Genomic DNA, 21200 nt, shown 5'->3' on the forward strand with positions numbered 1-21200 from the left:
TCAGCGCAGGGCCTTGACGTCGGCCGGCTGGACGACCGGGTCGGGGCCCTTGCCTGCGTTGTCCCAGGCATTGCGTGTGTACGTGATCACGGATGCCAGCTGGACATCGCTCAGCTGGTCGCGGAAGGCTGCCATGGCCGTTCCCGGGTGACCGTTCAGTTCTGTCAGGATCTGGCCCTTCATGGGCGCCAGAACGAATTTGGTGCTGCCGTTGAGCGCCGGGAAGGTGCCTGGAATGCCCTGGCCGTTGGCCTGGTGACAGGCGACGCAATTCGTGGCAAAGACTTCCTTGCCCTTGGCGATGAGCTCGTCCTTGGTCCAGACCTTGTTGGGGTCTTCCGTGGCCGCCGCCATCGCCAGCTTCTGCTGCTGGGCCCACTGGGCGTAGTCTTCCGCCGATTTGACTTCGACCACGATGGGCATGTAGGCGTGGTTCTTGCCGCAGAGTTCGGCGCACTGGCCGCGATAGGTGCCGGGCTTGTCCGCGCGGAACCAGGTGTCGCGCAGGTACCCCGGCACGGCATCCTGCTTCACGCCGAAGTAGGGCACCATCCACGAGTGGATCACGTCCGTCGCGGTCAGGACCACCCGGACCTTGCGATTGACCGGGACGACCAGCGGCCGGTCGACGTCCAGCAGATAGGTGTCGGTCTTGGGGGCCAGGCCGTTGATCTGGTCCTGGGGGGTAGTGAGATTCGACAGGAAATGCACGCCGGCGGCTGGGCCGTCCAGGTATTCGTAGCCCCATTTCCATTGATAGCCGGTGGCCTTGATCGTCAGGTCGGCGCCGGTGGTGTCCTTCATGGCGACGACCGTGCGGCTGGCGGGAATGGCCATGGCGACGATGATGAGGAATGGAACGATGGTCCAGGTGAGTTCGACCGAGAGGTTTTCCTCGAATTTGGCGGCCTTGTGGCCCCGGGATTTCCGGTGCATGACGATGGAATAGAGCATCGTCCCGAAGACCCCGATGAAGATGACCGTGCAGACGATCAGGATCATCCAGTGCAGTGCGTGGATGTCGTGCGCGATCGGGGTGACGCCGGGGGTGACGTTCAGCTGATCGACCGCCGGACCCCCTGGCACGTCCTGGACGTTCGCGGTGGCCACGGCCACCCATGACAGCGCAATCAAGCCCAACAACCCTCTGACCATCTTCATGTCGTCCCTCTGGTTGGTGTGTTCACCGGGCGGGTTGACCTTCGTCAGACAGGCACGAGGGGAAAACGGGCCCTGCACACATGGTCGGATCGTCAGGCCGTACAACGAGTCGCGAAAGCCTTGACCTGCGATGTCCTTATAAGCTTGAAGGGATTATAGCGAAGGCTTTCCGCTTGTACAGACATGTTTCCGGCGGCTCGCAGTGCTGGCGCGGGTTTCCCCCTACCGCTTCCGGGCTTCCACTACAATGCTGCGATGGATTCCACCTCGGCGGTCTTTACCCTGGATGATCTGGCGGCGCGCAGCGCGCGCCTGGTGCGTCGTGCGCAGCAGTTGCCGCCCGCGGGCGCGCGTCCGGTGACCGTGGCCGGACGGGTGGGGGGCTGGATCGGCCCGGCCGCGCTGTCGGTCATTGCCGGACGGCCCGGCGTGCACATCGAGGCCGAGGCAGCGCACCTGACGGCCGCGCCGGCTGCCCGTCTGAATCTGGATGGCGTGTTGCGCGACGTTGCCGTGGCCCTGCGGGATGCTGGCTGCATCCGCAGCTGGCGCGACGAACTGCTGGATGTCGTCGCCGAGGGGCTGACCCTGGCGCGCATCGAACGCGGGGCCGTGCGGCCGTTGGGCTTGCTCACCCAGGCGGTGCATCTGAACGGCTGGACGCCGGACGGGCGTCTGTGGGTCGCGCGCCGTGCCCTGAACAAATCCACCGACCCCGGGCTCTGGGATACGTTGTCCGGCGGCCTGGTGGCCGCGGGCGAGGATGCCGGGTCGGCGCTGTTGCGTGAATCCCACGAAGAAGCCGGACTGGCCGCCGTGGCGTTGGCCGCGCACGAACCTTTGCGGACGGTTGTTCGCATGCATCGACGTCTGCCCGACGGTTATCAGGTCGAAACGGTCTGCGTCAGCGACTGCGTGCTGGATGCGGCGGCGCCCGTCAATCTCGATGGCGAGGTCCAGGAATTCCGCTGCGTCGATCTGGCCGAACTCCATGACATGATGGCGCGCGGGGCGTTCACCCTGGAAGCGGAACTGTGTATCCTGGATTCACTGCGGCATTGTCTGTTTTCCGGGCGGGCGGCAGTTTCTCACTGATCGATTGATGCCGGCAGCGTGCCGGTGGAGGCTCACCATCATGGCGCAGGAATCTCCCAACCCCTTCGTTCTTCCGGGCTTTGGCCAACAAGGCGAAGCCGCTCAGAATCCTCTGTTCGCCGGTCTGGACATGATGCGCCAGGCCTGGCAGAACCTGGCCGGTGCCGGGCGCATGGATGCGCCGGCCATGCCACCGATGTCGCTCGAAGACCTGGATCGCCGCATCCGGGAATTGCAGACGGTGCAGAACTGGCTGCAGCTGAACGCCACGATGCTGGCCAACACCATCCAGGGGATGGAAATCCAGCGCAGCACGCTGAAGACCTTGCAATCCTTTGCTGGCGCCGTGGTTCCGGGTGCGGCCGGTGCCGCGGCGGCGTCGGCCGAATCAGCCGACGGCGCCAGTCAGGGATATGCCCAGGCGGCGGGCGACTGGTGGAATCTGGTGCAGCAGCAGTTCGAACAGTTGCGCGAGGCCACCACCGCCAGCTTGAGCAGCATGGCCGAAGCCACAGACGCCGCGCGGGCCACCGCGGCTGCCGGCAAGTCGGCCGGCGAACAGGGCCCGTCCACCAGCGCACGCGCGCCGGCCGCCCGGAAAACCCCACCGAAAAAAGCGCCCGCGACTGGCAAGACCAGCGCAGCTGCCAAGCCCACCCGGGCAGCATCCAAGCCCGCCCGCAAGCCTCGCGCATCCTGATTTCTCATCCGGCCCCTCCCTCACCGGGGGTGGCCGCGCAACGACTCTTCTCTTCCTTCGTTTTCCATGCTGAACATCATCATTCTGGCCGCCGGACTGGGCAAACGCATGCAGTCCGATCTGCCCAAGGTTCTCCACTCGATCGCCGGGCAGCCCATGCTCAGTCACGTGCTGGATGCCGCGCGCGCGCTGTCGCCCGATCGCGTCATCGTGGTGGTGGGGCATGGGGCCGACCGTGTCCGCCAGGCCTATGCCGGCCAGGACCTTGAATTCGTCCTGCAACAGCCCCAGCAGGGAACCGGGCATGCCGTGATGCAGGCCTTGCCGGAACTGCTGGAAGGCGATGCCGACGATACGTGCCTGGTGCTGTATGGCGATGTGCCGCTGGTGCAGGCCGACACGCTGCGGGCGCTGCTGCGGGCTCGCGGCAACGGCCTGGCGCTGCTGACGGAAACGCTGGATGATCCCAGCGGCTATGGCCGAATCGTGCGTGACGACCAGGGACGGGTGGCGCGCATCGTCGAACACAAGGACGCCAGTCCCGCGGAACAGGCCATTACCGAGGTCAATACCGGTATCCTGGCCGCGCCTACCGCCGACTTGCGGCGCTGGCTGGGCCGGATCGACAACCGCAACGCGCAGGGCGAATACTATCTGACGGATATCGTCGGCCTGGCGGTTCAGGATGGCGTGTCCGTGGCGCATGCGCAGCCGGCCGCGCACTGGGAAACCCTGGGCGTCAACAGCCGCGTGCAGCAGGCTCAGCTGGAACGCATCTGGCAGGGCGAGCAGGCCCGTCGCCTGCTCGAACAGGGCGTTACGTTGGCCGACCCGGCGCGGTTCGACCTGCGCGGCGTTCTGTCCTGCGGACGCGACGTGTTCATCGACGTCGGCTGCGTGTTCGAAGGCACGGTGCATCTGGCCGACGGGGTGCGCATCGGGCCGCATTGTGTGATCCGGGATGCCCGCATCGGTGCCGGCACCGTGCTGGATGCCTATACGCACATCGAGGGCGCCCAGGTGGCGGACGCCGCCCGCATCGGGCCGTATGCGCGCCTGCGCCCCGGTGCCGACATCGGCCCCGAAGCCCACGTCGGCAATTTCGTCGAACTCAAGAAAACCCGCCTGGGGCGCGGCTCCAAGGCCAATCATCTGGCGTATCTGGGCGATGCCGTCATCGGCGACCGCGTCAACATCGGCGCGGGCACGATCACCTGCAATTACGATGGCGTGAACAAGTTCCAGACGGTGATCGAGGACGACGCCTTCATCGGCTCGGACACCCAGCTGGTCGCGCCTGTCCGGGTGGGGCACGGCGCCACGCTGGGGGCTGGCACCACGCTGACGCGCGATGCGCCGCCCGACGAACTGACTCTGTCGCGGGCGCGGCAGCAGAGCGTGCCGGGCTGGAAGCGGCCGGTGCGCAAGGGCTGATCCTGATGTTCGAATCCGGCGCCTGCTTTGCCGATACGATGTCGTGTTCCGGGGGCGGCAGGGCCGTGCGATGCGCATCCTGCAACTGAATCTGGAAAAGGGCTGGCGCGGCGGCGAGCGCCAGACCCTGTTCACCTTGCAGGGTTTGCAGGCGGCCGGCCATCAGGTGGCCTTGGCGGCGCGATCCGGCGGGCCGCTGGCGCAACGGGCGCAAGCGGCCGGTATTCCTGTGTTTCCCTGCGCGGGCGGTGCGGCCCTGGCGCGGCTGTTGCTGGCGCAGCGGCGTTCGTACGATGTGATCCACGCACAGACGGCCCAGTCCATGAGCCTGCTGGCGGTGCTGCGGCCCGTGTTGCGCGGCGCGCTGGTCTTCACGCGCCGGACGGCCTTCGATGCGCCGGGCCGGGCGCGGCGCCAGTCCTGGAAATGGGCGCGGGCCGACGCCCTGGTCGCCATCAGCGCGGCGGCGGCGGCGGCCCCTCGGGCGCTGGGGCTGGCGGTGGAGGTCATCCCCAGCGCAGTCCAGCCGGTGGCACCGGACCCGGACCGGGTCGAGGCGCTGCGCCGGCAGTTCGGTCTGGCGGGGCGTCGAGTGCTGGTGACGGCGGCCGCGCTCAGCCCGGAAAAAGACCCCGCCACGCTGATCGAGGCCGTGTCCATCCTGCGCGCGGATTTCCCGGACGTCCTGTGCCTGCATTGCGGCGCGGACGGGGCGGCGGCGGATGCGGCGCGCGCCCAGGTCGCGGCGCTGGGCCTGCAGGACCATTATCGTTTCGCCGGCTTCCAGCCGCACGTGGCCGATGCGCTGGCGGCGGCCGAGGTCTACGTCAGCAGTTCGCGATTCGAGGCGCTGGGCACCAGCGTACTGGATGCCTGTCTGGCCGGCCTGCCGGTCGTGGCCACCGATGTGGGCGGTCACCGCGAGATCCTGGATCCGGATCGGGGGCTGCTGGCGCCCGCCGGGGATGCGCGGGCACTGGCCAGGCACCTGGGCTGGGTGCTGACGCATCCGCAACCGGCGCGGGACATGGCGGCACGCACGCAGGCCATGGTGGCGCGGGAATTCGCCGTGCCCACGATGGTGGCGCGGTACGAAAGCCTGTATCGGCGCCTGGTGCCCTGAAGTCCTGATGCCCTGACCGGACCCGCCGATGGGCTGGCCGGTTGGCGATCGGCAGGGACGCGAATTTACAGTGGACGCAGGGCCTGGCGGTACGTGGCCGCGCGGGCTGCGTAATCCTGCGCGCTGCGCCGCAGCGCGGCGACTTCCTCGTCCGACAGGGGGCGCACGACCTTGGCGGGGGACCCCAGGATAAGCGACCGTTCGGGAAAGACTTTGCCTTCGGTGACCAGGGCGCCGGCCCCCACCAGGCAGTGGCGCCCGATGACGGCGCCGTTCAGGACCACGGCCTGGATGCCGATGAGCGCACCGTCCTGGATGGTGCAACCGTGCAGCATGGCCTGATGGCCTACCGTCACGTCGCGCCCGATGGTCAGGGGCTTGCCCGCATCCACGTGCAGTACGGCGCCTTCCTGGATGTTGGATCCTTCGCCGATGACGATGGGCTCGTTGTCGGCGCGGATGACCGCGCCGGGCCAGACGCTGGTGCCCATCCGCAGCGTGGCTGAGCCGATGATGGTGGCTTCGGCGGCGACGAACGCCGTCGGGTCGATGTGCGGGGTCTGGTCCCCCAGGGCATAGCAGGTCATGAGATCGGTCTCCCGGACGCAAGGGACCGGTCGGGGACATGGCCCGAACGGCCAGGGCTTTCGATCGTAGCACGGCGGTCCTTGCCATCCGTATGAACCCGCCCGCCTATAATCGCGCCATGAGCACACGTATCCTCATTGTTCGCACATCCTCGCTGGGGGATCTGGTGCACATGCTGCCGGCCATGAGCGACATCGCCCGGCATGTGCCGGATGCGCGGATCGACTGGATCGCCGAAGAAGCCTTTGCCGAGATCCCGTCCTGGCACCCCGCGGTGCGCGAAGTCATTCCCGTGGCGCACCGGCGCTGGCGCAAGCACTGGTGGGATGCGCGGACGCGGCGCGAACGCGCGGCGTTGCGCGATATGCTGGCATCCCGCGAATACGATGTGATCCTGGACATGCAGGCGTTGCTGAAGTCGGTCTGGCTGGTGCGCCAGGCGCGCGGCCAGCGCCACGGGCTGGACTGGAAGTCGGCGCGCGAGCCGCTGGCATCCCTGTTCTACGACGTGAAGCACCGGGTGGAGTTCTGGCAGCCGGCCATCATCCGTCAGCGCACTTTGGCGGCGGCGACGTTCGGCTATTCGTTCGACGGTCCGCCGGACTTCGGCCTGCAAGGCCTGACCGATGGCGTGCCCATCGATCGGGTGGCGCTGATCATGCCGTCGGCCAGCCGCGACGACAAACTGTGGCCGGCCGCGTACTGGCGGCAAGTGTTCGATCATCTGCAGGCGCAGGGGTTGGGATTGCGGCTGCTGGCGGGCAACGAGACCGAACAGGCGCGTGCGCGTGAACTGATCCAGGGGCGTGACGATGCCCAGGTGCTGCCGCGCCTGGGGTTGCGCCAGGTGGCGGATCAGCTGGCGCGTGCGCGGCTGATGGTGGGGCTCGACAGCGGCCTGACGCACCTGAGCGCGGGACTGGGTCGTCCGACCATCGGCATCTACAAGGCTTCGACGCCGGTGCGCACACCCCTTCAGGGGGCGGCCTACACAGCCAGCCTGGGCGAGCGCGGCCAGGAGCCCGATGCCGGTCAGGTCATGGCGGCGATCGACGAGGCGCTGGATGCGGCGCGTTCCCCGATGAGTCAGCCTGCATGACCCCGGCGTCAGGGTCCGGCCATTCAGATTCCTGGTGGGTCTGATGAGTCGCAGGCTGTATTCGCTGTTGCTGATCCTGTTGTCGCCGCTGTTGCTGGGGTGGATGGCCCTGCGCGCCCGGCGCGCCGGTGGGCAATGGTCGGTGCTGGGTGCCGCGCGTTTCGGGCATTACCGGCGGCCGGCCCCGATACGCGGCGCGATCTGGATCCACGCAGTCAGCCTGGGGGAAACGCGGGCCGCTCAGCCGCTGATCCGCGCGTTGCTGGATCGGGGATACCCGGTGCTGCTGACCCATCTGACGGCGACGGGGTGGGCCGAAGGGCAGCGGGTTCACGCGCGGGACATCGCCCAGGGGCACCTGCTGCAGGCGTGGCTGCCGTACGATTTTCCGGGTGCCACACAGCGCTTCCTGCGGCACTATCGGCCGGCCATGGGGGTGCTGATCGAGCGGGAAGTCTGGCCCAACCTGGTGCATGCCGCGTCCCGGGCGGACATGCCGCTGATTCTTGCCAGTGCCCGTCTGTCCGCCGCGTCGTTGCGCGGGATGGTGCGGCTGGGCAGCCTGATGCGGCGGACCTACGGCCTGATCACGCACACGTATGCGCAGTCCCTGACCGATGCCCGACGCTTGGAGCGTCTCGGGGCGGATCCGGTCAGCGTGTCGGGCAATTTCAAATTCGATCTGCGGCTGGACGAGACTTTGGTGGCCCGGGGGCGCGCGTTTCATGCGCGTCTGGGGCGGCGTATCGTGGCTGTGGCCAGTACCCGCGAAGGCGAGGACGCTCCGTTCATCCAGGCCATCCGCCGCCAGATCGCCCGCGACGCCGCCCTGGGCGGGGCGGATGATACGTCTGTGCTGTTTCTGTTGATCCCGCGCCACCCCCAGCGGTTCGACGAGGCGGCGGGGCTGCTGGAAACCGCCGGGTTGTCTTTCGTGCGGCGGTCACGCTTGCTGGAACTGGGGGATGGCGGCAGTTCGGCCGTCGACGCCTGTCGGGGTGTCGCGGTGCTGCTGGGGGACACGCTGGGCGAGATGCCCTGGTACTACGCCTGCGGGCAGGTGGCCATCGTGGGTGGCAGCTTTGCACCGCTGGGTGGGCAGAATTTCATCGAGGCCAGCGCGCTGGGTTGCCCCGTCGTCGTGGGGCCGCATACCGCGAATTTCGGGCAGGCGGTCACGGATGCGCTGGCCGCTGGCGCCATCGTGCGGGCCGATGATCCGGAAGCGGCGGTGCGCCAGGCGCTGCGGTGGCTGGCGCACCCCGCCGAGCTGGCCCGGGTGGGCGATGCCGGCCGCCATTGGGTAAGCCAGCACGCGGGCGCTGTGGACCGGGTGGTCAACGGAATCGAGGATCTGCTGGCGCAGCGTGCATCCGGTCGCCGCTAGGCGGCAATCAGTCGGTGGTCAGGCCGTGGTATTTGCGGCCCAGGGCGATCGTGGCCTTGAAGAAGCCTTCCTTGCTGCCGCAGTCGTAGCGCTCGCCGGTGTAGCGGTGGGCGAATACCCGGCGGTGTTTCAGCAGCGCGGAGATCGCATCCGTCAGCTGGATTTCCTGGCCGACGCCCGCCTGGGTCTGGCGCAGGAAGTCGAAGATTTCCGGTTCCAGCACATAGCGGCCGACCACGGCCTGGTTCGACGGGGCGTCCTGTGGCGCCGGCTTTTCGACGATGTGTTCCACGCGGGTATTGCGGGCATCCACCGACGTGCCGGCAATGATGCCGTATTTGCGGGTGTCTTGCGGGTCGATGGTCTGGATGGCCAGCACGCTGCCGTCGTGCTGGTGCGCGGCGTCCACCAACTGGCGGGTGACGGCGGTGTCGGCATCCAGCAGATCGTCGGCCAGCAGCACGGCAAAGGGTTCGTTGCCGACGATGGGCGCGGCGCACAGCACGGCGTGGCCCAGGCCCAGGGGCTGGGCCTGGCGCGTGTAGATGCAATGCACGTGGTCCGGCAGGACCGAGCGGATGGTGTCGAGCAGCGCCTGTTTTCCCTTGGATTCCAGTTCGGCTTCCAGTTCCGGTGAGCGGTCGAAATGGTCTTCGATGGCGCGCTTGTTGCGGCCCGTGACGAAAATCAGTTCGGTGATGCCGGCGGCCAGGGCTTCTTCGACGGCGTACTGGATCAGCGGCTTGTCGACGATCGGCAGCATTTCCTTGGGCATGGCCTTGGTGGCGGGCAGGAATCGCGTGCCCAGCCCTGCGACGGGGAAGACGGCTTTGCGGATGGGTTTCATCGTGGGGTGAGTTCCGGCGGGATGGGCGTGCCCAGCGTGAGGGTCTGCTGATTGCGCTGCGACAGCGGGCGCGGCGTGCGTCCGTTTTCGGACGGCGGCGGGCCGAAAAAGCCCTGGCCGTAGGCAAGCAGGGCCAGATTGGCGACGACGGCGAGGGTCAACAGGAAGCGCATGATGCCTGTCAGTATACAAGGCGAGGCGCCTGTGCCCGATGCTGCGGGGATGACGCGGCGCGGAATTCAAGCATCCGGGTCCGGCGGATGGGACACCAGGCAGGCCAGGCCGTCCAGGACAGGGTTGTCCAGCCACTGCGCCGGCGTTTGCGGCAGCCGAAGATCGGCCTGTGCCTGGGTCAGGGCGGCCTGGACCGTGTCGCGTACGACTGGCCAGCCGCCCCCGCACACGAAGACGCGCGGGGCGTGTCCGCCGGCCGCCCGCAGGGCCAGCCGCCACTGACGTAGCACCGCGCCCGCCTGAGCCGCCGCGATGCCGCTGGCGATCGCGTCGTGCGTTTCGCGCGGGAAATCCACACAGTGGCCGGCGGTCAGGGGGAGCTGAGCCGTGCCTCGGGCCAGGCTTTGCGCCATCAGCGAGGGCCCGGGCAGGATCAGGCCGCCGATGAAGGATGCTTGTGGATGGGGCCCGCCAGCTGGCGGCATGTCGTGTCGCGGCTCCGGCAGCAGCGTGTCGATCGTGGTGGCCGTCCCGAAACTGACCAGCAGGGCGGGGTGGCCGTCCCGCCAGTCGGCCAGTGGGTGGACGTGCCGCAGCAGGCCCAGCAGGCCCAGCCAGCGGTCGGCACCCAGGCGTGCGGGGTCGGTGTAGCGATTGCGCAGCAGATCGCGTCCGTGGCGGGTGTCGCACCAGTGCACACCCAGGCCCCAGGCTGTCCGGCAGGCTTGCTCCAGGCGAGCGGCGATGTCCGGGCCGGCGACGTTGGAACCCAGGATGCGTCGCGGTTTGTGTGGCAGCCCGATCAGGTCGGACAGGTCCGCATAGTCCAGCGTTTCCGCCGTGATGTGGAGCTGGGATGCGTCCGGATCCAGCCAGGCGTATTTCGCCCGGGTATTGCCGATGTCGATCAGCAGGATCATCGCCGCAGCCGCACCGAGATTTCGCCGACCGACACCGCCTGGGTGCCGCTCGCGCTGCGCACGAGCAGTCGGCCGCTGGTATCGATGCCGCAGGCCACGCCGGTCTGCCTGAGGTGGCCGTCGTCGATCACGTCCACCTGCTGGCCGGCCAGCCCATCGACTTGCGCGTAGAGGGCGGGCAGATCGACGAAGCCGTGCGAGGTCGCCTGGTTCAGCGCTTCGTACCAGGCGCGCGCCGTGCTGGCCACCAGGTCGGCGGCGGTCGCGCTGGCGGCCTGGGGGTCGATCGCGGAGATCTCCGCCCAGTCGGCGATGTTGCGATCCAGCGAGCGGGACAGTGCGCGGGCGTCGAGCAGATTCAGCCCCATGCCGATGATGATGACGTGGTGGTCGGCGACCTGCGCGGTGCCCGACCGGGTGGATTCGATCAGGATGCCCGCGAGCTTGGCCTGATCCCATTGCAGGTCGTTGGGCCATTTCATGTTCAGGCGGGCCCGGTGCGTGGTGCCGATCCGCTGGCGCAGGGCCTGGCAGGTGGCAATGCCCATGAGCGGCGCCAGGGTGGGCAGCCGGCGCGCCGGCAGGAAGACGTCGAAGGCGCAGGAAAACATCAGATTGGCGCCGACCCGGTTCTGCCAGGTGCGCCCGGCACGCCCCCGGCCCCGAGTCTGCAGATGGGTGCCCAGCAGCCAGGGACGGGCCAGGGGCCCCTGGTCGTCGCGGATGCGTGCCAGCAGGTCGGCATTGGTCGAGCCGGTCTCGGCCAGCCAGCCGACCTGGCGGAATTGGGGCAGGGCCGCGTGCAGCGTGGCCGCCATGGTTTCCGGGGCTGGCAGGCCGGGGGCGCTATCGAGTGTGGATCCGGTCATATGGGTAGAATGAGGCCTGGGCGACACCGATAGAGAGTCCATGTCATCATGAGCTTGCGAACGGAACAATCGGCTTTCCAGGGAATGTCGGGAACCGTTGAATATACTGTGGACCATCCGGATCAGTCACCTGTCGGGTGGGCGCTGGTCCTGCATCCGCATCCGTTGCATGGCGGCACGCGCGACAACAAAGTCGTCACGACGGTGGCGCGCACCTGCGTGCAGCAGGGGCTGCTGGCGATCCGGCCGAATTTTCGCGGGGTTGGGGCATCCCAGGGGGTGTTCGATCACGCCGTCGGCGAAACCGCCGACATGGTGGCTTGTGTCGAGCACGTGTTTCAGGCCTGGCCCCAGGCGTCCACCGGGCCCTGGGTGCTGGCGGGCTTTTCCTTTGGTTCGGCGGTGGCGGCCCAGTTGTATGCCGAACTGGCGGATCGCGACCTGCCTCTGCCGGCCCGCTTGATGCTGATTGGCTGCGCGGTGGATCGCTTCCGCTACCGGCCGCTGACGATGCCGGCCCATACCTTGATGATCCATGGCGAACAGGACGAGGTCGTGCCCCTGGCCGAAGGCATGGATTTCGCGCGGACGCACCAGTTGCCCGTGACCGTGGTGCCGGATGCCGGCCACTTCTTTCATGGCAAGCTGCTGGTCCTGCGCCAGATTGTGGAAAGCGGGCTGGCCGGTCTGTGATAGGGTAGTGTTTCAGTTGCTTGCGTTTTGTCTCGATTTACGTGGGACCGCCCCTCGAAGCCGTTGTGGGTGCTGCCTATAATGGGCCTCACGTTTTGCCTCCCCCTATTTTTTCCTGACCATGCCCATGCGATCCGCCCTGCCGTCCTTTCGTCGTTTCCGTCTGGCGCCTCTGGCGCTCAGTTGTGCGCTGCTGATTCCGGGGGCTGCCTGGTCACAGGCCGCGGCACCGGCCAAGGCACCCGCCACCGCCCCGGTGGCCAGCCCGACCGAGGGCGCGCCGGCCGCCCCGACGACCGAGGGCGTGAGCGCATTCTCGAACATCCCCCTGCCGACGCTGGGCGCCAAGGCCTGGCTGACGCTGGATGCCACCAGCGGCCAGATCATCGCCGCGCAGAATCCGAAGGATGCCGTCGAACCCGCGTCGCTGACCAAACTGATGTCGGCTTACGTGATTTTCGAGGCCATCGAAGGCGGCCGCCTGAAGCTCGATCAGATGGTGCACATTTCACCCAAGGCCTGGAAAACCGAAGGTTCGCGCATGTTCGTGAACCCGAATACCGAAGTGTCGGTCGATGACCTGCTGCAGGGCATGCTGGTGCAGTCCGGCAACGATGCCACTGTTGCCTTGGCCGAGGCCGTAGCCGGCAGCGAATCGGCCTTTGCAGCGCTGATGAATCAGCAGGCGAAGGCGTTGGGTATGACGCATACGCATTTCGTGAATTCCACCGGGCTGCCCGACCCCGATCACATGACGACGGTCGAGGACCTGGCGACGCTGGCCCGGGCGCTGGTGCAGCGCTACCCGCAGTTCCGCCACTATGACAGCCAGAAGGAATTCACCTACAACAAAATCAAGCAGAGCAACCGCAACCGCCTGCTGTGGGCGGATTCGACCGTCGATGGCCTGAAGACCGGCCACACCCAGTCCGCGGGCTATTGCCTGGTGGCGACGGCGCTGCGCGATGGCCGGCGCGTGGTGTCGGTGCTGGTCGGCGCGGCCAGCGACGCGGCCCGCACCGAAAGCAGCCTGAAGCTGCTGAACTGGAGCTTCAAGAACTTCGATACCGTCAAGCTGCTGGACAAGAGCAAGCCGGCCGTGTCCGCCCGAGTCTGGGAAGGCGCGTCCGATACGGCGGATCTGGGGGTTGCCCAGCCGCTGTGGGCGACCGTGCCGCGCGGTCAGGCCGACAAGCTCAAGACCGAGGCCCGCTATACCCAGCCCCTGATGGCGCCGCTGACGGAAGGCGCCGAGGCGGGCACGCTGATTGTCACGCTGGATGGCAAAGTGCTGCGGCAAGTGCCGTTGCAGGTGATGCATTCGGTCCCGCAGGCAGGATTTTTTGGCCGGCTGGTGGACAAGGTCCGTCTGATGTTCCAATAAGGACATCATGAAAGCCATTCCTCCTGAAGAGTCCCTGATCGTCTATCCGTGCGACTTTCCCATCAAGGTCATGGGACGGGCGCACGACGACTTCCTGTCGACCATGGCGGAAATCGTGCGGGGGTTCGATCCCGCGTTCGATTCCGCCAGCATCGAAGTGCGCCCCAGTTCCAGCGGCAACTATGTGGGGCTGACGCTGATCGTGCGGGTCACGTCCCGCGAACAGCTCGACGCGCTGTATCGCGCCCTGCACGGGCACGAGATGGTGTCCGTCGTTCTTTAGGACCGACATGCGTCAGCATTGGCTGGATCGTCCCGCGCCGTATCTGCCGGTCTGGCAGGCGATGCAGGATTTCACGGAACGGCGCCAGGCCGACACGCCCGACGAGCTGTGGCTGGTCGAGCACGAACCGGTCTACACCCTGGGGCAGGCGGGCCTGGAATCGCACATCCTGAATCCCCATGGCATCCCGGTGGTGCATTGCAACCGGGGCGGTCAGGTGACTTATCACGGGCCGGGCCAGGTGGTGCTCTACACGCTGGTCGATCTGCGTCGCCGCAAAGTCTTCGTGCGGGATTTCGTGACGCTGCTGGAACAGGCGGTACTGGATGTCCTGGCGGAATCCGGCGTGTCCGGCGCCTGCCGTAAACCGGGCGCGCCCGGCATCTATGTGCCGCAGTCCGCGTTGCAGAACCCCCGGGGCGATGCGCTGGCCAAGATCGCCGCACTGGGGGTCAAGATCCGCAACGGCTGCGCCTATCACGGCGTGGCGTTGAACGTGGCCATGGACCTGAACCCCTTCCTGGGGATCAATCCTTGCGGTTACGCGGGGTTGCAGACCGTCGATTTGCAGTCCTGCGGGATCCATGCGAATCTCGTTCAGGTCGGCGACCGGTTGGCCCGACATTTCGCGGCGGCCTGGGAGACTGCCGGACACTGAGGAGACCATCATGCAGGATCATGCCGACGAGCTGGTGCTCGCCGAACGGCGCGACGACGTGCTGACACTGACGCTCAATCGCCCGGATCAATTCAATGCCTTGTCCGAGTCTATGCTCGATGCCTTGCAGGCACGGTTCGACGCCTGCCGGGATGATGCGGCGCTGCGCGCGGTGGTGCTGGCCGCGCGAGGGCGGGCGTTTTGCGCGGGTCATGACCTGAAGCAGATGCGCAGCCACGAGGGTGATCAGGATTATTACCAGACGCTGTTCAGGCGCTGTGGCCGCGTGATGCAGTCGATCGCGGCGTGTCCGGTGCCGGTGATTGCCCGGGTCCACGGGACGGCGACGGCCGCGGGCTGTCAGCTGGTGGCCACTTGCGATCTGGCTGTGGCGGCCGATAGTGCGCGGTTCGCGGTGTCGGGGATCAATGTGGGGCTGTTCTGTTCGACGCCGGCGGTGGCGCTGACGCGCAATGTTTCGCTGAAAAACGCGTTCGAGATGCTGGTGACGGGGCAGTTCATCGGTGCGGCGCAGGCGGTCGAGCGCGGTCTGATCAATCATGCGGTGCCGGATGCGGAACTGGACGGCGCGGTGGCGGGGCTGGTGGGTGCGATTGTGTCGAAAAGCCCGGTGGCGGTGCGCACGGGTAAGGCGATGGTCTACCGGCAACTGGGGATGCCGCTGGCACAGGCTTACGATTATGCGGCGGATGTGATGGCGGGCAACATGATGGCTGCCGATGTGTCGGAGGGGATCGACGCGTTTATCCAGAAGCGGCCGGCGCGGTTCACGGGGCGGTGAGATTCGCCTGATTGTCTAGCGATTTGTGTTGACTGCTGGGATTTCCGCTGATTGTGGGGTCTTTGTGGCCTGCGCTGCGGGTGTGGGGGCGGGGCCTCCGGCGCCCCAGACGGCGGTCCGGCCTGTGGCCTGACTTCCCGGATCTGCCTCGTACGAGCGGGCGGCGGGCAAACTCGGCCTTCGGCCTCAAACAGTGCCCGCCTCGTTTCCCGCTCTCCCTTCGTCAGCATCCGGCGCCGTCCGACCGGTCGCCGGAGACCCCACCCCCACACCCGCCGGACCGCTGATGGCTGAGACGGCCTTTCGATTTCTCTCGGATAGCGGCTGTGTCCGGTGTTTCAGGGGGGCTAGTCCGTGCGATTCATCTCGCGCATGTCGCCTGCTAAGGACATACTGCCTGCAAAGGCTTGCGTTCCTGGACAGGCTTTTGGCGGATAAGATCACGGTGCCACTTGCCTGACGGAGGCGGTGCGGGGTATTTCGCGCACAGTCGGCCAGCGCCGGATGCTGACGAAGGGAGAGCGGGGAAAAAGGCGGGCACTGTTTGAGGCCGAAGGCCGAGTTTGCCCGCCGCCCGCTCGTACGAGGCAGATCCGGGAAGTCCGACCGAAGGCCGGACCGCTGGCTGGGGCGCGAAATACCCCGCACCGCCTCTGGCAGGCTACATCCCAGACCCAGACCCTCCATCCATCACAAAGGCTTGATTCGTCTCAAAACAGAGGGTTGCACTTCCGGGTCCAATAGAGGGGTACCCACGAGGTTTCCCGATGACACAGTTTGCCCGGCCCCCTAACACACCCCTTCGCCGTATTTCCCGTCCCCTACAACAGTCCATGCTGACCCTCGCCCTGACGGCAATCGTCTCGGTGGCGTCGGCTGCCGCCGCAATCGATCACGCCATCGATGTCGTGCCGGTTCCCGCCGGCACCTTCACCTACCAGGCAGCGGGCGAATTCCTGAATCAGGGGCATCCGGTGGACGCGCCGCGCGTGCAGGGGCAGGTGGAACCCGGCCGGGCCATCATGCGCCGCCAGGTCAGCCAGGCCGACTATGCCCGTTGCGTCCAGGCGGGTGCCTGCAAGCGGCTGGACAAGGGATTCCGGAATGCAACGTCGCCTGACTTGCCCGCAGTGGGCGTCAGCTGGGCGGATGCGACCGCCTATTCGGCCTGGCTATCCAGCGAAACCGGGCAGCGCTGGCGATTGCCCGTGTATGCCGAATGGGTGCGGGCCGCGGCGGACCGTTATCGCGAGGAAGGCGCGCTGCCGTCGGACCCGAATGACCCGGCCGTGCGCTGGCTGGCGGAATACGACCGCGAGATCACCCGTAGCGAGGGCCGGATCAAGCCGGCCCAGCCTTTCGGGCACTTCGGGGTCAATACCCTGGGGGTCAGCGACATGGCGGGCAATGTCTGGGAATGGACCGACACCTGCTTTGCCCGCCACAGCATCGGGACCTTGCCCCTGGCGCCGCGCGAAAACTGTGGTGTGCGCATCCTGGCCGGATCGCACGTGGCGGCGCTGCCCGATTTCATCCGGGATCCGCGCAACGGCGCCTGTTCCATCGGCCTGCCGCCGGCCAACCTGGGCTTCCGGCTGATCCGCGAAGACTAACGCGTTTTTTCCGGGCGCTCGGGCACCCGGATGCCGGGGCCTGTCGTCTTCGCGTGACGGCAGTCCGCGAGTTTGCGTTAGATCAATGGATCCCGACAACACCTGAACGTCGCATGAACGAGGTTGATCCATCGCAATAAGGGTTAACCCATGGCATGACAAGATTGAACTGTCGAAGAAGACGACACAATCAATCAGGGAGTTGTATATGAAGGTATTTCGTCTGTGTATGGCAGCCACCGCCTTGGCGTCTCTGTTGGCCGGCGGCGTGGCAACCGCAGACCCTGCCGACCAGCTGGAGCACATCCGCCCCATGCTGGTTGCCCCCCCCAATGTGATGGCCCACGAGCAAGCCACCAAGGCCAAGCCCAAGGTTGTCGAATTCACGATGACGATCGAAGAAAAGAAGATCGTGGTCGATGAGGAAAAAGGGACGACGCTGCAGGCGATGACCTTCAACGGCACGATGCCTGGCCCGACCATGGTCGTGCACGAAGGCGACTACGTGCAGCTGACCCTGATCAACTCCAGCAAGAACACGCTGGAACATAACATCGACTTCCACGCCGCGACCGGGGCGCTGGGCGGCGGCGCGCTGACCAAGATCAAGCCGGGCGAACAGACCGTGCTGCGCTTCAAGGCCGACCGCACCGGGGCGTTCATCTATCACTGCGCGCCCGAAGGCATGGTGGCCTGGCACGTGGTGTCGGGCATGAGCGGCACCCTGATGGTCCTGCCGCGCGAAGGCCTGACCGATGGACACGGCAAGAAGCTGCATTACGACAAGGCCTACACCATCGGCGAATTCGACCTGTACATTCCCAAGGATGAGAACGGCAACTACAAATCCTACGACACGCCGCTGGAAAGCTACGGCGACACCGTCGAGGTCATGCGCAAGCTGACCCCGACGCACGTGGTGTTCAACGGCAAGGTCGGCGCCCTGACCGGCAAGAACGCGATGACGGCGAAGGTCGGCGAGACGGTGCTGTTCATCCACTCGGCGGCCAACCGCGACACTCGTCCGCACCTGATCGGCGGTCACGGCGACTACGTCTGGGATGGGGGCAAGTTCGCGAACGCGCCCGACCGCAATCTGGAAACCTGGTTCGTTCCCGGCGGTTCGGTCGGTGTGGCGTTGTACAAGTTCAAGCAGCCGGGCGTCTACGCCTATGTGAACCACAACCTGATCGAAGCCTTCGAACTGGGGGCGGCCGGTCACGTGAAGGTGGAAGGCAAGTGGAACAACGACCTGATGAAGCAGGTCGTGGCACCCAGCCCCATCAAGTAAACCTTTGTTGAATGCCCGGACGGGTTTTTCCGTCCGGGGCGATTACCTGCAGGCGCCCTTCCCAAAAGAGCGTCCGAATGACGGAGATAATGATGTTGAAGACCCTGAGCATTGCGGCCCTGAGCCTGGCCCTGATTCCCGCCCTGTCGATGGCGACCGACGCCGGTACCCTGCAAAAGGGTGAAAAGCTGTACAAATCGGCATGCATTGCCTGCCACAGCACGGGTGCCGCCAATGCCCCGAAGCTGGGCAGCAAGGACGCATGGGCGCCGATCATTGCCCGTGGCATGGACGAAATGGTCAGCGTGGCCACCAACGGCAAGGGCGCGATGCCGGCTCGTGGGGGCACCAAGGCCGATGACGAATCCCTGCGGGCCGCCATCGAATACATGGTCAGCCGCGTGAAATAAACCGCGAGTCCTGCAAGGGGTGCAACCCCTCGAACCGGTAGTGCGGGTGGCGCGCGCCTGGGGCATAGACGTCCCAGCGCACGGCGTCGCCCGATAGGTCCGCGTCGACCGTGGCCATCGTGTTTTCGTCATCCGTGTCGGTGGATGAGCGCCGCAGGATGGGTTCTTCCGCGTCCCCGGTATCCGCCAGGATGCTCAGTGCGGGCGCATCCTGGGCCAGCAGGGTCTCGCCCCTGGCCTGACGATGGGCGGACGACGCCGTGATGACCTGTGGCAGTGTCCGTTGTGCCTCGTGGATGGCATGGTTGGCATGGATGCGGCGAGCCTGCCGCACCGGCTGGACGGAAACGGCCGTCTGGCTGAATTCGACGCTCCAGGTGCAGGCGGTGGCGATCTGGCCGATGCCCAGGTGAAACGCCCCCATGCGGGCGTGGGATTGCAGCAGGGCAACCGCCTGTGACGGGGTCTGCGTGGCCAGCAGGGCGCGTGTCAGCACCATGCGCGGCAGACCCGTAAAATCGGCGCGGCGCGCCCGGATGTTGTTGACCGTAATGACCAGACCCGCGTGGTTGACGGCGAAAGTGTGCCCGGGCAGCGAGCCCGGGTAGATGAAGGAAATGAAGGCGGGCGCATCGATAGGCCGGACCCTGGCCAGCCCGCAGGCCCCCGTGAAGCCCGGGTCGCCGTCTTCGTTGTGACTGAGCCTTTGGGGGGCCAGCACGGTGGTGCAACCATCCGGTGCATGCGCCCAGAGATCGCCTCGGCAGTTCCAGAGAAATACGTCCTCATGGGCCAGCCCCAGACCATCGGCCAGGCCGGCAAGCTCGTGTTCGACCCAGGGGAAGCTGTGGTGCAGCAGCGCCCGCAAGGCCGGGATCCCGGGGTGGTGGCGATATTCCATGACCTGGGCCCATGCCTGGGAATGGATCAGGTGGCGCCGGCAGGCATCGGCGCCCCAGCGCCCCAGGGCCAAGCCGATTTCGTGGTGCGACCCATGCGCGTCCAGCCAGGATAAGGGGGATGTGGTGGTTGTCATCAGAGTCTCAGGCGTAGGCGCCGGTTGCCTGCAGGCTGGCTTCGGTGCGCGACAGCTCGGCGATGGCCCGTTCGCCGCTGCGGACCAGGAGTTGCTGCGCCAGCATCTCGACCAGGGACTGCACCGCGACCGTTGACGGAAAGAAGGAATGCCCCTGCGTCGGAAAGGTCAGGATGTGGTCGGCGCGCAGCGCGATGGGCGCGACTTGGCTGTCGCACAGGGCCAGCACGGCGCAGCCCTGGGCGTGGGCCGCTTCGGCTACCTGGATGATTTCGCGAGAATAGGGTGTGTAGCTGATCAGGACAACCGCGTCTGTGGCTTGCAGGTGGTGCAGGTCCAGGCTCATGGTGCCGCCCGCGTTGTGCAGCAGATGGACATCCGGGCGGAACAAGCTGCACAGATAGCACAGGCTGAAGGCGGGTGGGTAGGATGAGCGGAAGCCGGCAATGACGATGCGGCTGGCCCCCAGCAGCTGAGTGACGGCGCTGTCCAGCGCACTCCGGTTGGCGGGTTCGAGGGCCATCAGATTGCGGGATTGCTGCTGTGCGGCATTCAGCCAGGCGGTCTGGGCCGGTTCCGAACTGTCGATCAGCGACTGGGCGCGTGCGGCATAACTACCGGGGTGTTGTTGCAGCGCGCGGGTGAAGACGGATTTCAAGGCTTCCCACCCGGCGTAGCCCAGGTGCTGGGCCAGACGGACCAAGGTGGCGGGCTGTACGCCGGCCAGTGTGGCGACTTTGCGCGCCGACAAGGTCGAGACCTGGGCAGGATGGTCGATCAGATAACGCGCCCCTGCCTGGAACTGCGGGCTGAGGTCGGCATACTGCGACTGGATGAACTGGATCAGTTCGTCCGGGGAGTGTGGGGCGGACATGGCAGAGACCTGAGAAAATGTCGATCAGAATTTGATTCGAATGTTTCATGATATATGATACAAGAAACGTCCGTTGAGCTTACCGGTTTTCATACTTGAATCCCTCAGGCCCGAGGGGCTGCCCATGATCCATGTATCCCACCGGAAGCCCCAGCATACGCTGAAACACGCCGTGCGCGGCCAGGGAATTTCCCTGTTCGCCGCGTGGCCACACCACGGAGACCATCGATGGCCCGAATCGATTACGCAAACCTGAATCATGGCCCTGCGGCGGCCCTGGCGCAACGCATCATCGCCGAGCGCGGCAGCGTGCTGCATCTGTATCAGATGCTGTTGCACAGCCCCTCTGTGGCGGAAGGCTGGCTGACCTATCTGACGGCGATCCGCCAAAAATCGGGACTGGACGGCGCCTTGAGAGAACTGGTGATCATGCGCATCGCCCACTTGAACCATGCTCCCTACGAGGCCGATCAGCATGCGCCGATCGCGCTGGCCGAAGGGCTGCGGCAGGGCCAGCTGGATGCGCTGGCATCCGAGGCGCTGCCCGAAGGCCTGTTCGATGCGCGGCAATCCGCGACATTGGCCTACGCGGATGTCATGACGCGGTCGGTGCAGGTGCCCGACGCGGTGTTCGACGCATTGCGGCCGCATTTCTCCGAACCGGACCTAGTCGAACTGACAGCCACGATCGCCGCCTACAACATGGTGTCCCGGTTTCTGGAGGCGCTCCAGATCCATTCGGGGGATGATCGGTGACCT

23 protein-coding genes are annotated in these 21200 nt (G+C 66.5%); 15 read left to right on the forward strand and 8 right to left on the reverse strand.

The window, feature by feature from the left end:
* Positions 1-1161, reverse strand: coding sequence for a cytochrome c oxidase subunit II (gene coxB, locus ABCV34_RS13275; RefSeq protein ID WP_345796687.1), 1161 nt, complete (start codon positions 1159-1161; stop codon positions 1-3).
* 255 nt (positions 1162-1416) lie between these two features.
* Here coxB and ABCV34_RS13280 point away from each other — a divergent pair, with 255 nt between their 5' ends.
* From ABCV34_RS13280 to ABCV34_RS13295, 4 genes are all read left to right on the forward strand, one after another.
* Positions 1417-2256, forward strand: coding sequence for an NUDIX domain-containing protein (locus ABCV34_RS13280; RefSeq protein WP_345796688.1), 840 nt, complete (start codon positions 1417-1419; stop codon positions 2254-2256).
* Between the two features lie 40 nt (positions 2257-2296).
* The gene (locus ABCV34_RS13285) at positions 2297-2956 is read left to right on the forward strand and encodes a PhaM family polyhydroxyalkanoate granule multifunctional regulatory protein (protein WP_345796689.1); all 660 of its coding nucleotides are present in this window, start codon (positions 2297-2299) and stop codon (positions 2954-2956) included.
* Positions 2957-3022: 66 nt separating this feature from the next.
* Positions 3023-4390, forward strand: coding sequence for a bifunctional UDP-N-acetylglucosamine diphosphorylase/glucosamine-1-phosphate N-acetyltransferase GlmU (glmU, locus tag ABCV34_RS13290; RefSeq protein ID WP_345796690.1), 1368 nt, complete (start codon positions 3023-3025; stop codon positions 4388-4390).
* A 70-nt stretch (positions 4391-4460) separates the two neighbouring features.
* The gene (locus ABCV34_RS13295; RefSeq protein WP_345796691.1) at positions 4461-5513 is read left to right on the forward strand and encodes a glycosyltransferase family 4 protein; all 1053 of its coding nucleotides are present in this window, start codon (positions 4461-4463) and stop codon (positions 5511-5513) included.
* A gap of 65 nt (positions 5514-5578) precedes the next feature.
* On the opposite strand, the gene ABCV34_RS13300 is transcribed toward ABCV34_RS13295, so the two are convergent.
* Positions 5579-6100, reverse strand: coding sequence for a gamma carbonic anhydrase family protein (locus ABCV34_RS13300; RefSeq protein ID WP_345796692.1), 522 nt, complete (start codon positions 6098-6100; stop codon positions 5579-5581).
* Positions 6101-6219: 119 nt separating this feature from the next.
* Here ABCV34_RS13300 and waaC point away from each other — a divergent pair, with 119 nt between their 5' ends.
* Both waaC and ABCV34_RS13310 read left to right on the forward strand, forming a co-directional pair.
* Positions 6220-7200, forward strand: a complete 981-nt coding sequence (gene waaC / locus ABCV34_RS13305) for a lipopolysaccharide heptosyltransferase I (RefSeq protein WP_345796693.1) — start codon at positions 6220-6222, stop codon at positions 7198-7200.
* 43 nt (positions 7201-7243) lie between these two features.
* Positions 7244-8587 (forward strand): 3-deoxy-D-manno-octulosonic acid transferase, encoded by a 1344-nt coding sequence (locus ABCV34_RS13310; protein WP_345796695.1) that lies wholly within the window; start codon positions 7244-7246, stop codon positions 8585-8587.
* 7 nt (positions 8588-8594) lie between these two features.
* Here the strand turns inward: ABCV34_RS13310 and galU are convergent, their stop codons facing one another.
* The 4 genes from galU to ABCV34_RS13330 all read right to left on the reverse strand — a co-directional run bounded on the left by galU (position 8595) and on the right by ABCV34_RS13330 (position 11397).
* Positions 8595-9434, reverse strand: a complete 840-nt coding sequence (galU, locus tag ABCV34_RS13315) for a UTP--glucose-1-phosphate uridylyltransferase GalU (RefSeq protein ID WP_345796696.1) — start codon at positions 9432-9434, stop codon at positions 8595-8597.
* The gene (locus ABCV34_RS13320; RefSeq protein ID WP_345796697.1) at positions 9431-9607 is read right to left on the reverse strand and encodes a hypothetical protein; all 177 of its coding nucleotides are present in this window, start codon (positions 9605-9607) and stop codon (positions 9431-9433) included. Before ABCV34_RS13320 ends, galU begins: the two co-directional genes overlap by 4 nt.
* A gap of 66 nt (positions 9608-9673) precedes the next feature.
* Positions 9674-10528 (reverse strand): type III pantothenate kinase, encoded by an 855-nt coding sequence (locus ABCV34_RS13325; protein WP_345796698.1) that lies wholly within the window; start codon positions 10526-10528, stop codon positions 9674-9676.
* The gene (locus ABCV34_RS13330; RefSeq protein ID WP_345796700.1) at positions 10525-11397 is read right to left on the reverse strand and encodes a biotin--[acetyl-CoA-carboxylase] ligase; all 873 of its coding nucleotides are present in this window, start codon (positions 11395-11397) and stop codon (positions 10525-10527) included. Before ABCV34_RS13330 ends, ABCV34_RS13325 begins: the two co-directional genes overlap by 4 nt.
* A 48-nt stretch (positions 11398-11445) precedes the next feature.
* Here ABCV34_RS13330 and ABCV34_RS13335 point away from each other — a divergent pair, with 48 nt between their 5' ends.
* From ABCV34_RS13335 to ABCV34_RS13370, 8 genes are all read left to right on the forward strand, one after another.
* Positions 11446-12090 (forward strand): CocE/NonD family hydrolase, encoded by a 645-nt coding sequence (locus ABCV34_RS13335; RefSeq protein WP_345796702.1) that lies wholly within the window; start codon positions 11446-11448, stop codon positions 12088-12090.
* A 127-nt stretch (positions 12091-12217) separates the two neighbouring features.
* Positions 12218-13474, forward strand: a complete 1257-nt coding sequence (locus ABCV34_RS13340; RefSeq protein WP_345796704.1) for a D-alanyl-D-alanine carboxypeptidase family protein — start codon at positions 12218-12220, stop codon at positions 13472-13474.
* A gap of 7 nt (positions 13475-13481) precedes the next feature.
* Positions 13482-13757: a DUF493 family protein gene (locus ABCV34_RS13345; RefSeq protein ID WP_345796705.1), complete on the forward strand. Its 276-nt coding sequence runs from the start codon at positions 13482-13484 to the stop codon at positions 13755-13757.
* A gap of 7 nt (positions 13758-13764) precedes the next feature.
* A complete protein-coding gene (gene lipB, locus ABCV34_RS13350; RefSeq protein WP_345796706.1) occupies positions 13765-14415 on the forward strand; it encodes a lipoyl(octanoyl) transferase LipB in 651 nt (216 codons plus the stop codon).
* Positions 14416-14425: 10 nt separating this feature from the next.
* Entirely contained in the window at positions 14426-15217 is a 792-nt protein-coding gene (locus tag ABCV34_RS13355; protein WP_345796707.1) for an enoyl-CoA hydratase, read from the forward strand.
* An 833-nt stretch (positions 15218-16050) separates the two neighbouring features.
* A complete protein-coding gene (locus ABCV34_RS13360; RefSeq protein WP_345796708.1) occupies positions 16051-16830 on the forward strand; it encodes an SUMF1/EgtB/PvdO family nonheme iron enzyme in 780 nt (259 codons plus the stop codon).
* A gap of 208 nt (positions 16831-17038) precedes the next feature.
* On the forward strand, positions 17039-18121 hold the full coding sequence (gene nirK, locus ABCV34_RS13365) for a copper-containing nitrite reductase (protein WP_345796709.1): 1083 nt from the start codon (positions 17039-17041) through the stop codon (positions 18119-18121).
* Between the two features lie 92 nt (positions 18122-18213).
* On the forward strand, positions 18214-18531 hold the full coding sequence (locus tag ABCV34_RS13370; RefSeq protein ID WP_345796710.1) for a c-type cytochrome: 318 nt from the start codon (positions 18214-18216) through the stop codon (positions 18529-18531).
* On the opposite strand, the gene ABCV34_RS13375 is transcribed toward ABCV34_RS13370, so the two are convergent.
* A complete protein-coding gene (locus ABCV34_RS13375; protein WP_345796711.1) occupies positions 18515-19567 on the reverse strand; it encodes a C45 family peptidase in 1053 nt (350 codons plus the stop codon). The genes ABCV34_RS13370 and ABCV34_RS13375 overlap by 17 nt on opposite strands.
* Before the next feature lie 7 nt (positions 19568-19574).
* A complete protein-coding gene (locus ABCV34_RS13380; RefSeq protein WP_345796712.1) occupies positions 19575-20441 on the reverse strand; it encodes a MurR/RpiR family transcriptional regulator in 867 nt (288 codons plus the stop codon).
* 228 nt (positions 20442-20669) lie between these two features.
* Here ABCV34_RS13380 and ABCV34_RS13385 point away from each other — a divergent pair, with 228 nt between their 5' ends.
* Entirely contained in the window at positions 20670-21197 is a 528-nt protein-coding gene (locus ABCV34_RS13385) for a carboxymuconolactone decarboxylase family protein (protein ID WP_345796713.1), read from the forward strand.
* Positions 21198-21200 lie beyond the last annotated feature (3 nt).

Origin of the sequence: Castellaniella sp. MT123 (assembly GCF_039614765.1) — a bacterium.
GTDB lineage: Bacteria > Pseudomonadota > Gammaproteobacteria > Burkholderiales > Burkholderiaceae_B > Castellaniella.

Excerpts from the sequence above, each read along its gene's own strand:
- glmU (WP_345796690.1), top strand. The coding sequence starts at position 3,023 with ATGCTGAACATCATCATTCTGGCCGCCGGACTGGGCAAACGCATGCAG.
- waaC (WP_345796693.1), top strand. The coding sequence starts at position 6,220 with ATGAGCACACGTATCCTCATTGTTCGCACATCCTCGCTGGGGGATCTG.
- ABCV34_RS13335 (WP_345796702.1), top strand. The coding sequence starts at position 11,446 with ATGAGCTTGCGAACGGAACAATCGGCTTTCCAGGGAATGTCGGGAACC.
- ABCV34_RS13280 (WP_345796688.1), top strand. The coding sequence starts at position 1,417 with ATGGATTCCACCTCGGCGGTCTTTACCCTGGATGATCTGGCGGCGCGC.
- ABCV34_RS13385 (WP_345796713.1), top strand. The coding sequence starts at position 20,670 with ATGGCCCGAATCGATTACGCAAACCTGAATCATGGCCCTGCGGCGGCC.
- ABCV34_RS13285 (WP_345796689.1), top strand. The coding sequence starts at position 2,297 with ATGGCGCAGGAATCTCCCAACCCCTTCGTTCTTCCGGGCTTTGGCCAA.
- ABCV34_RS13325 (WP_345796698.1), bottom strand. The coding sequence starts at position 10,528 with ATGATCCTGCTGATCGACATCGGCAATACCCGGGCGAAATACGCCTGG.
- ABCV34_RS13295 (WP_345796691.1), top strand. The coding sequence starts at position 4,461 with ATGCGCATCCTGCAACTGAATCTGGAAAAGGGCTGGCGCGGCGGCGAG.
- ABCV34_RS13370 (WP_345796710.1), top strand. The coding sequence starts at position 18,214 with ATGTTGAAGACCCTGAGCATTGCGGCCCTGAGCCTGGCCCTGATTCCC.
- ABCV34_RS13300 (WP_345796692.1), bottom strand. The coding sequence starts at position 6,100 with ATGACCTGCTATGCCCTGGGGGACCAGACCCCGCACATCGACCCGACG.
- ABCV34_RS13320 (WP_345796697.1), bottom strand. The coding sequence starts at position 9,607 with ATGCGCTTCCTGTTGACCCTCGCCGTCGTCGCCAATCTGGCCCTGCTT.
- ABCV34_RS13330 (WP_345796700.1), bottom strand. The coding sequence starts at position 11,397 with ATGACCGGATCCACACTCGATAGCGCCCCCGGCCTGCCAGCCCCGGAA.
- ABCV34_RS13340 (WP_345796704.1), top strand. The coding sequence starts at position 12,218 with ATGCGATCCGCCCTGCCGTCCTTTCGTCGTTTCCGTCTGGCGCCTCTG.
- nirK (WP_345796709.1), top strand. The coding sequence starts at position 17,039 with ATGAAGGTATTTCGTCTGTGTATGGCAGCCACCGCCTTGGCGTCTCTG.
- ABCV34_RS13380 (WP_345796712.1), bottom strand. The coding sequence starts at position 20,441 with ATGTCCGCCCCACACTCCCCGGACGAACTGATCCAGTTCATCCAGTCG.
- galU (WP_345796696.1), bottom strand. The coding sequence starts at position 9,434 with ATGAAACCCATCCGCAAAGCCGTCTTCCCCGTCGCAGGGCTGGGCACG.
- ABCV34_RS13310 (WP_345796695.1), top strand. The coding sequence starts at position 7,244 with ATGAGTCGCAGGCTGTATTCGCTGTTGCTGATCCTGTTGTCGCCGCTG.
- ABCV34_RS13355 (WP_345796707.1), top strand. The coding sequence starts at position 14,426 with ATGCAGGATCATGCCGACGAGCTGGTGCTCGCCGAACGGCGCGACGAC.
- ABCV34_RS13360 (WP_345796708.1), top strand. The coding sequence starts at position 16,051 with ATGCTGACCCTCGCCCTGACGGCAATCGTCTCGGTGGCGTCGGCTGCC.
- coxB (WP_345796687.1), bottom strand. The coding sequence starts at position 1,161 with ATGAAGATGGTCAGAGGGTTGTTGGGCTTGATTGCGCTGTCATGGGTG.
- ABCV34_RS13345 (WP_345796705.1), top strand. The coding sequence starts at position 13,482 with ATGAAAGCCATTCCTCCTGAAGAGTCCCTGATCGTCTATCCGTGCGAC.
- ABCV34_RS13375 (WP_345796711.1), bottom strand. The coding sequence starts at position 19,567 with ATGACAACCACCACATCCCCCTTATCCTGGCTGGACGCGCATGGGTCG.
- lipB (WP_345796706.1), top strand. The coding sequence starts at position 13,765 with ATGCGTCAGCATTGGCTGGATCGTCCCGCGCCGTATCTGCCGGTCTGG.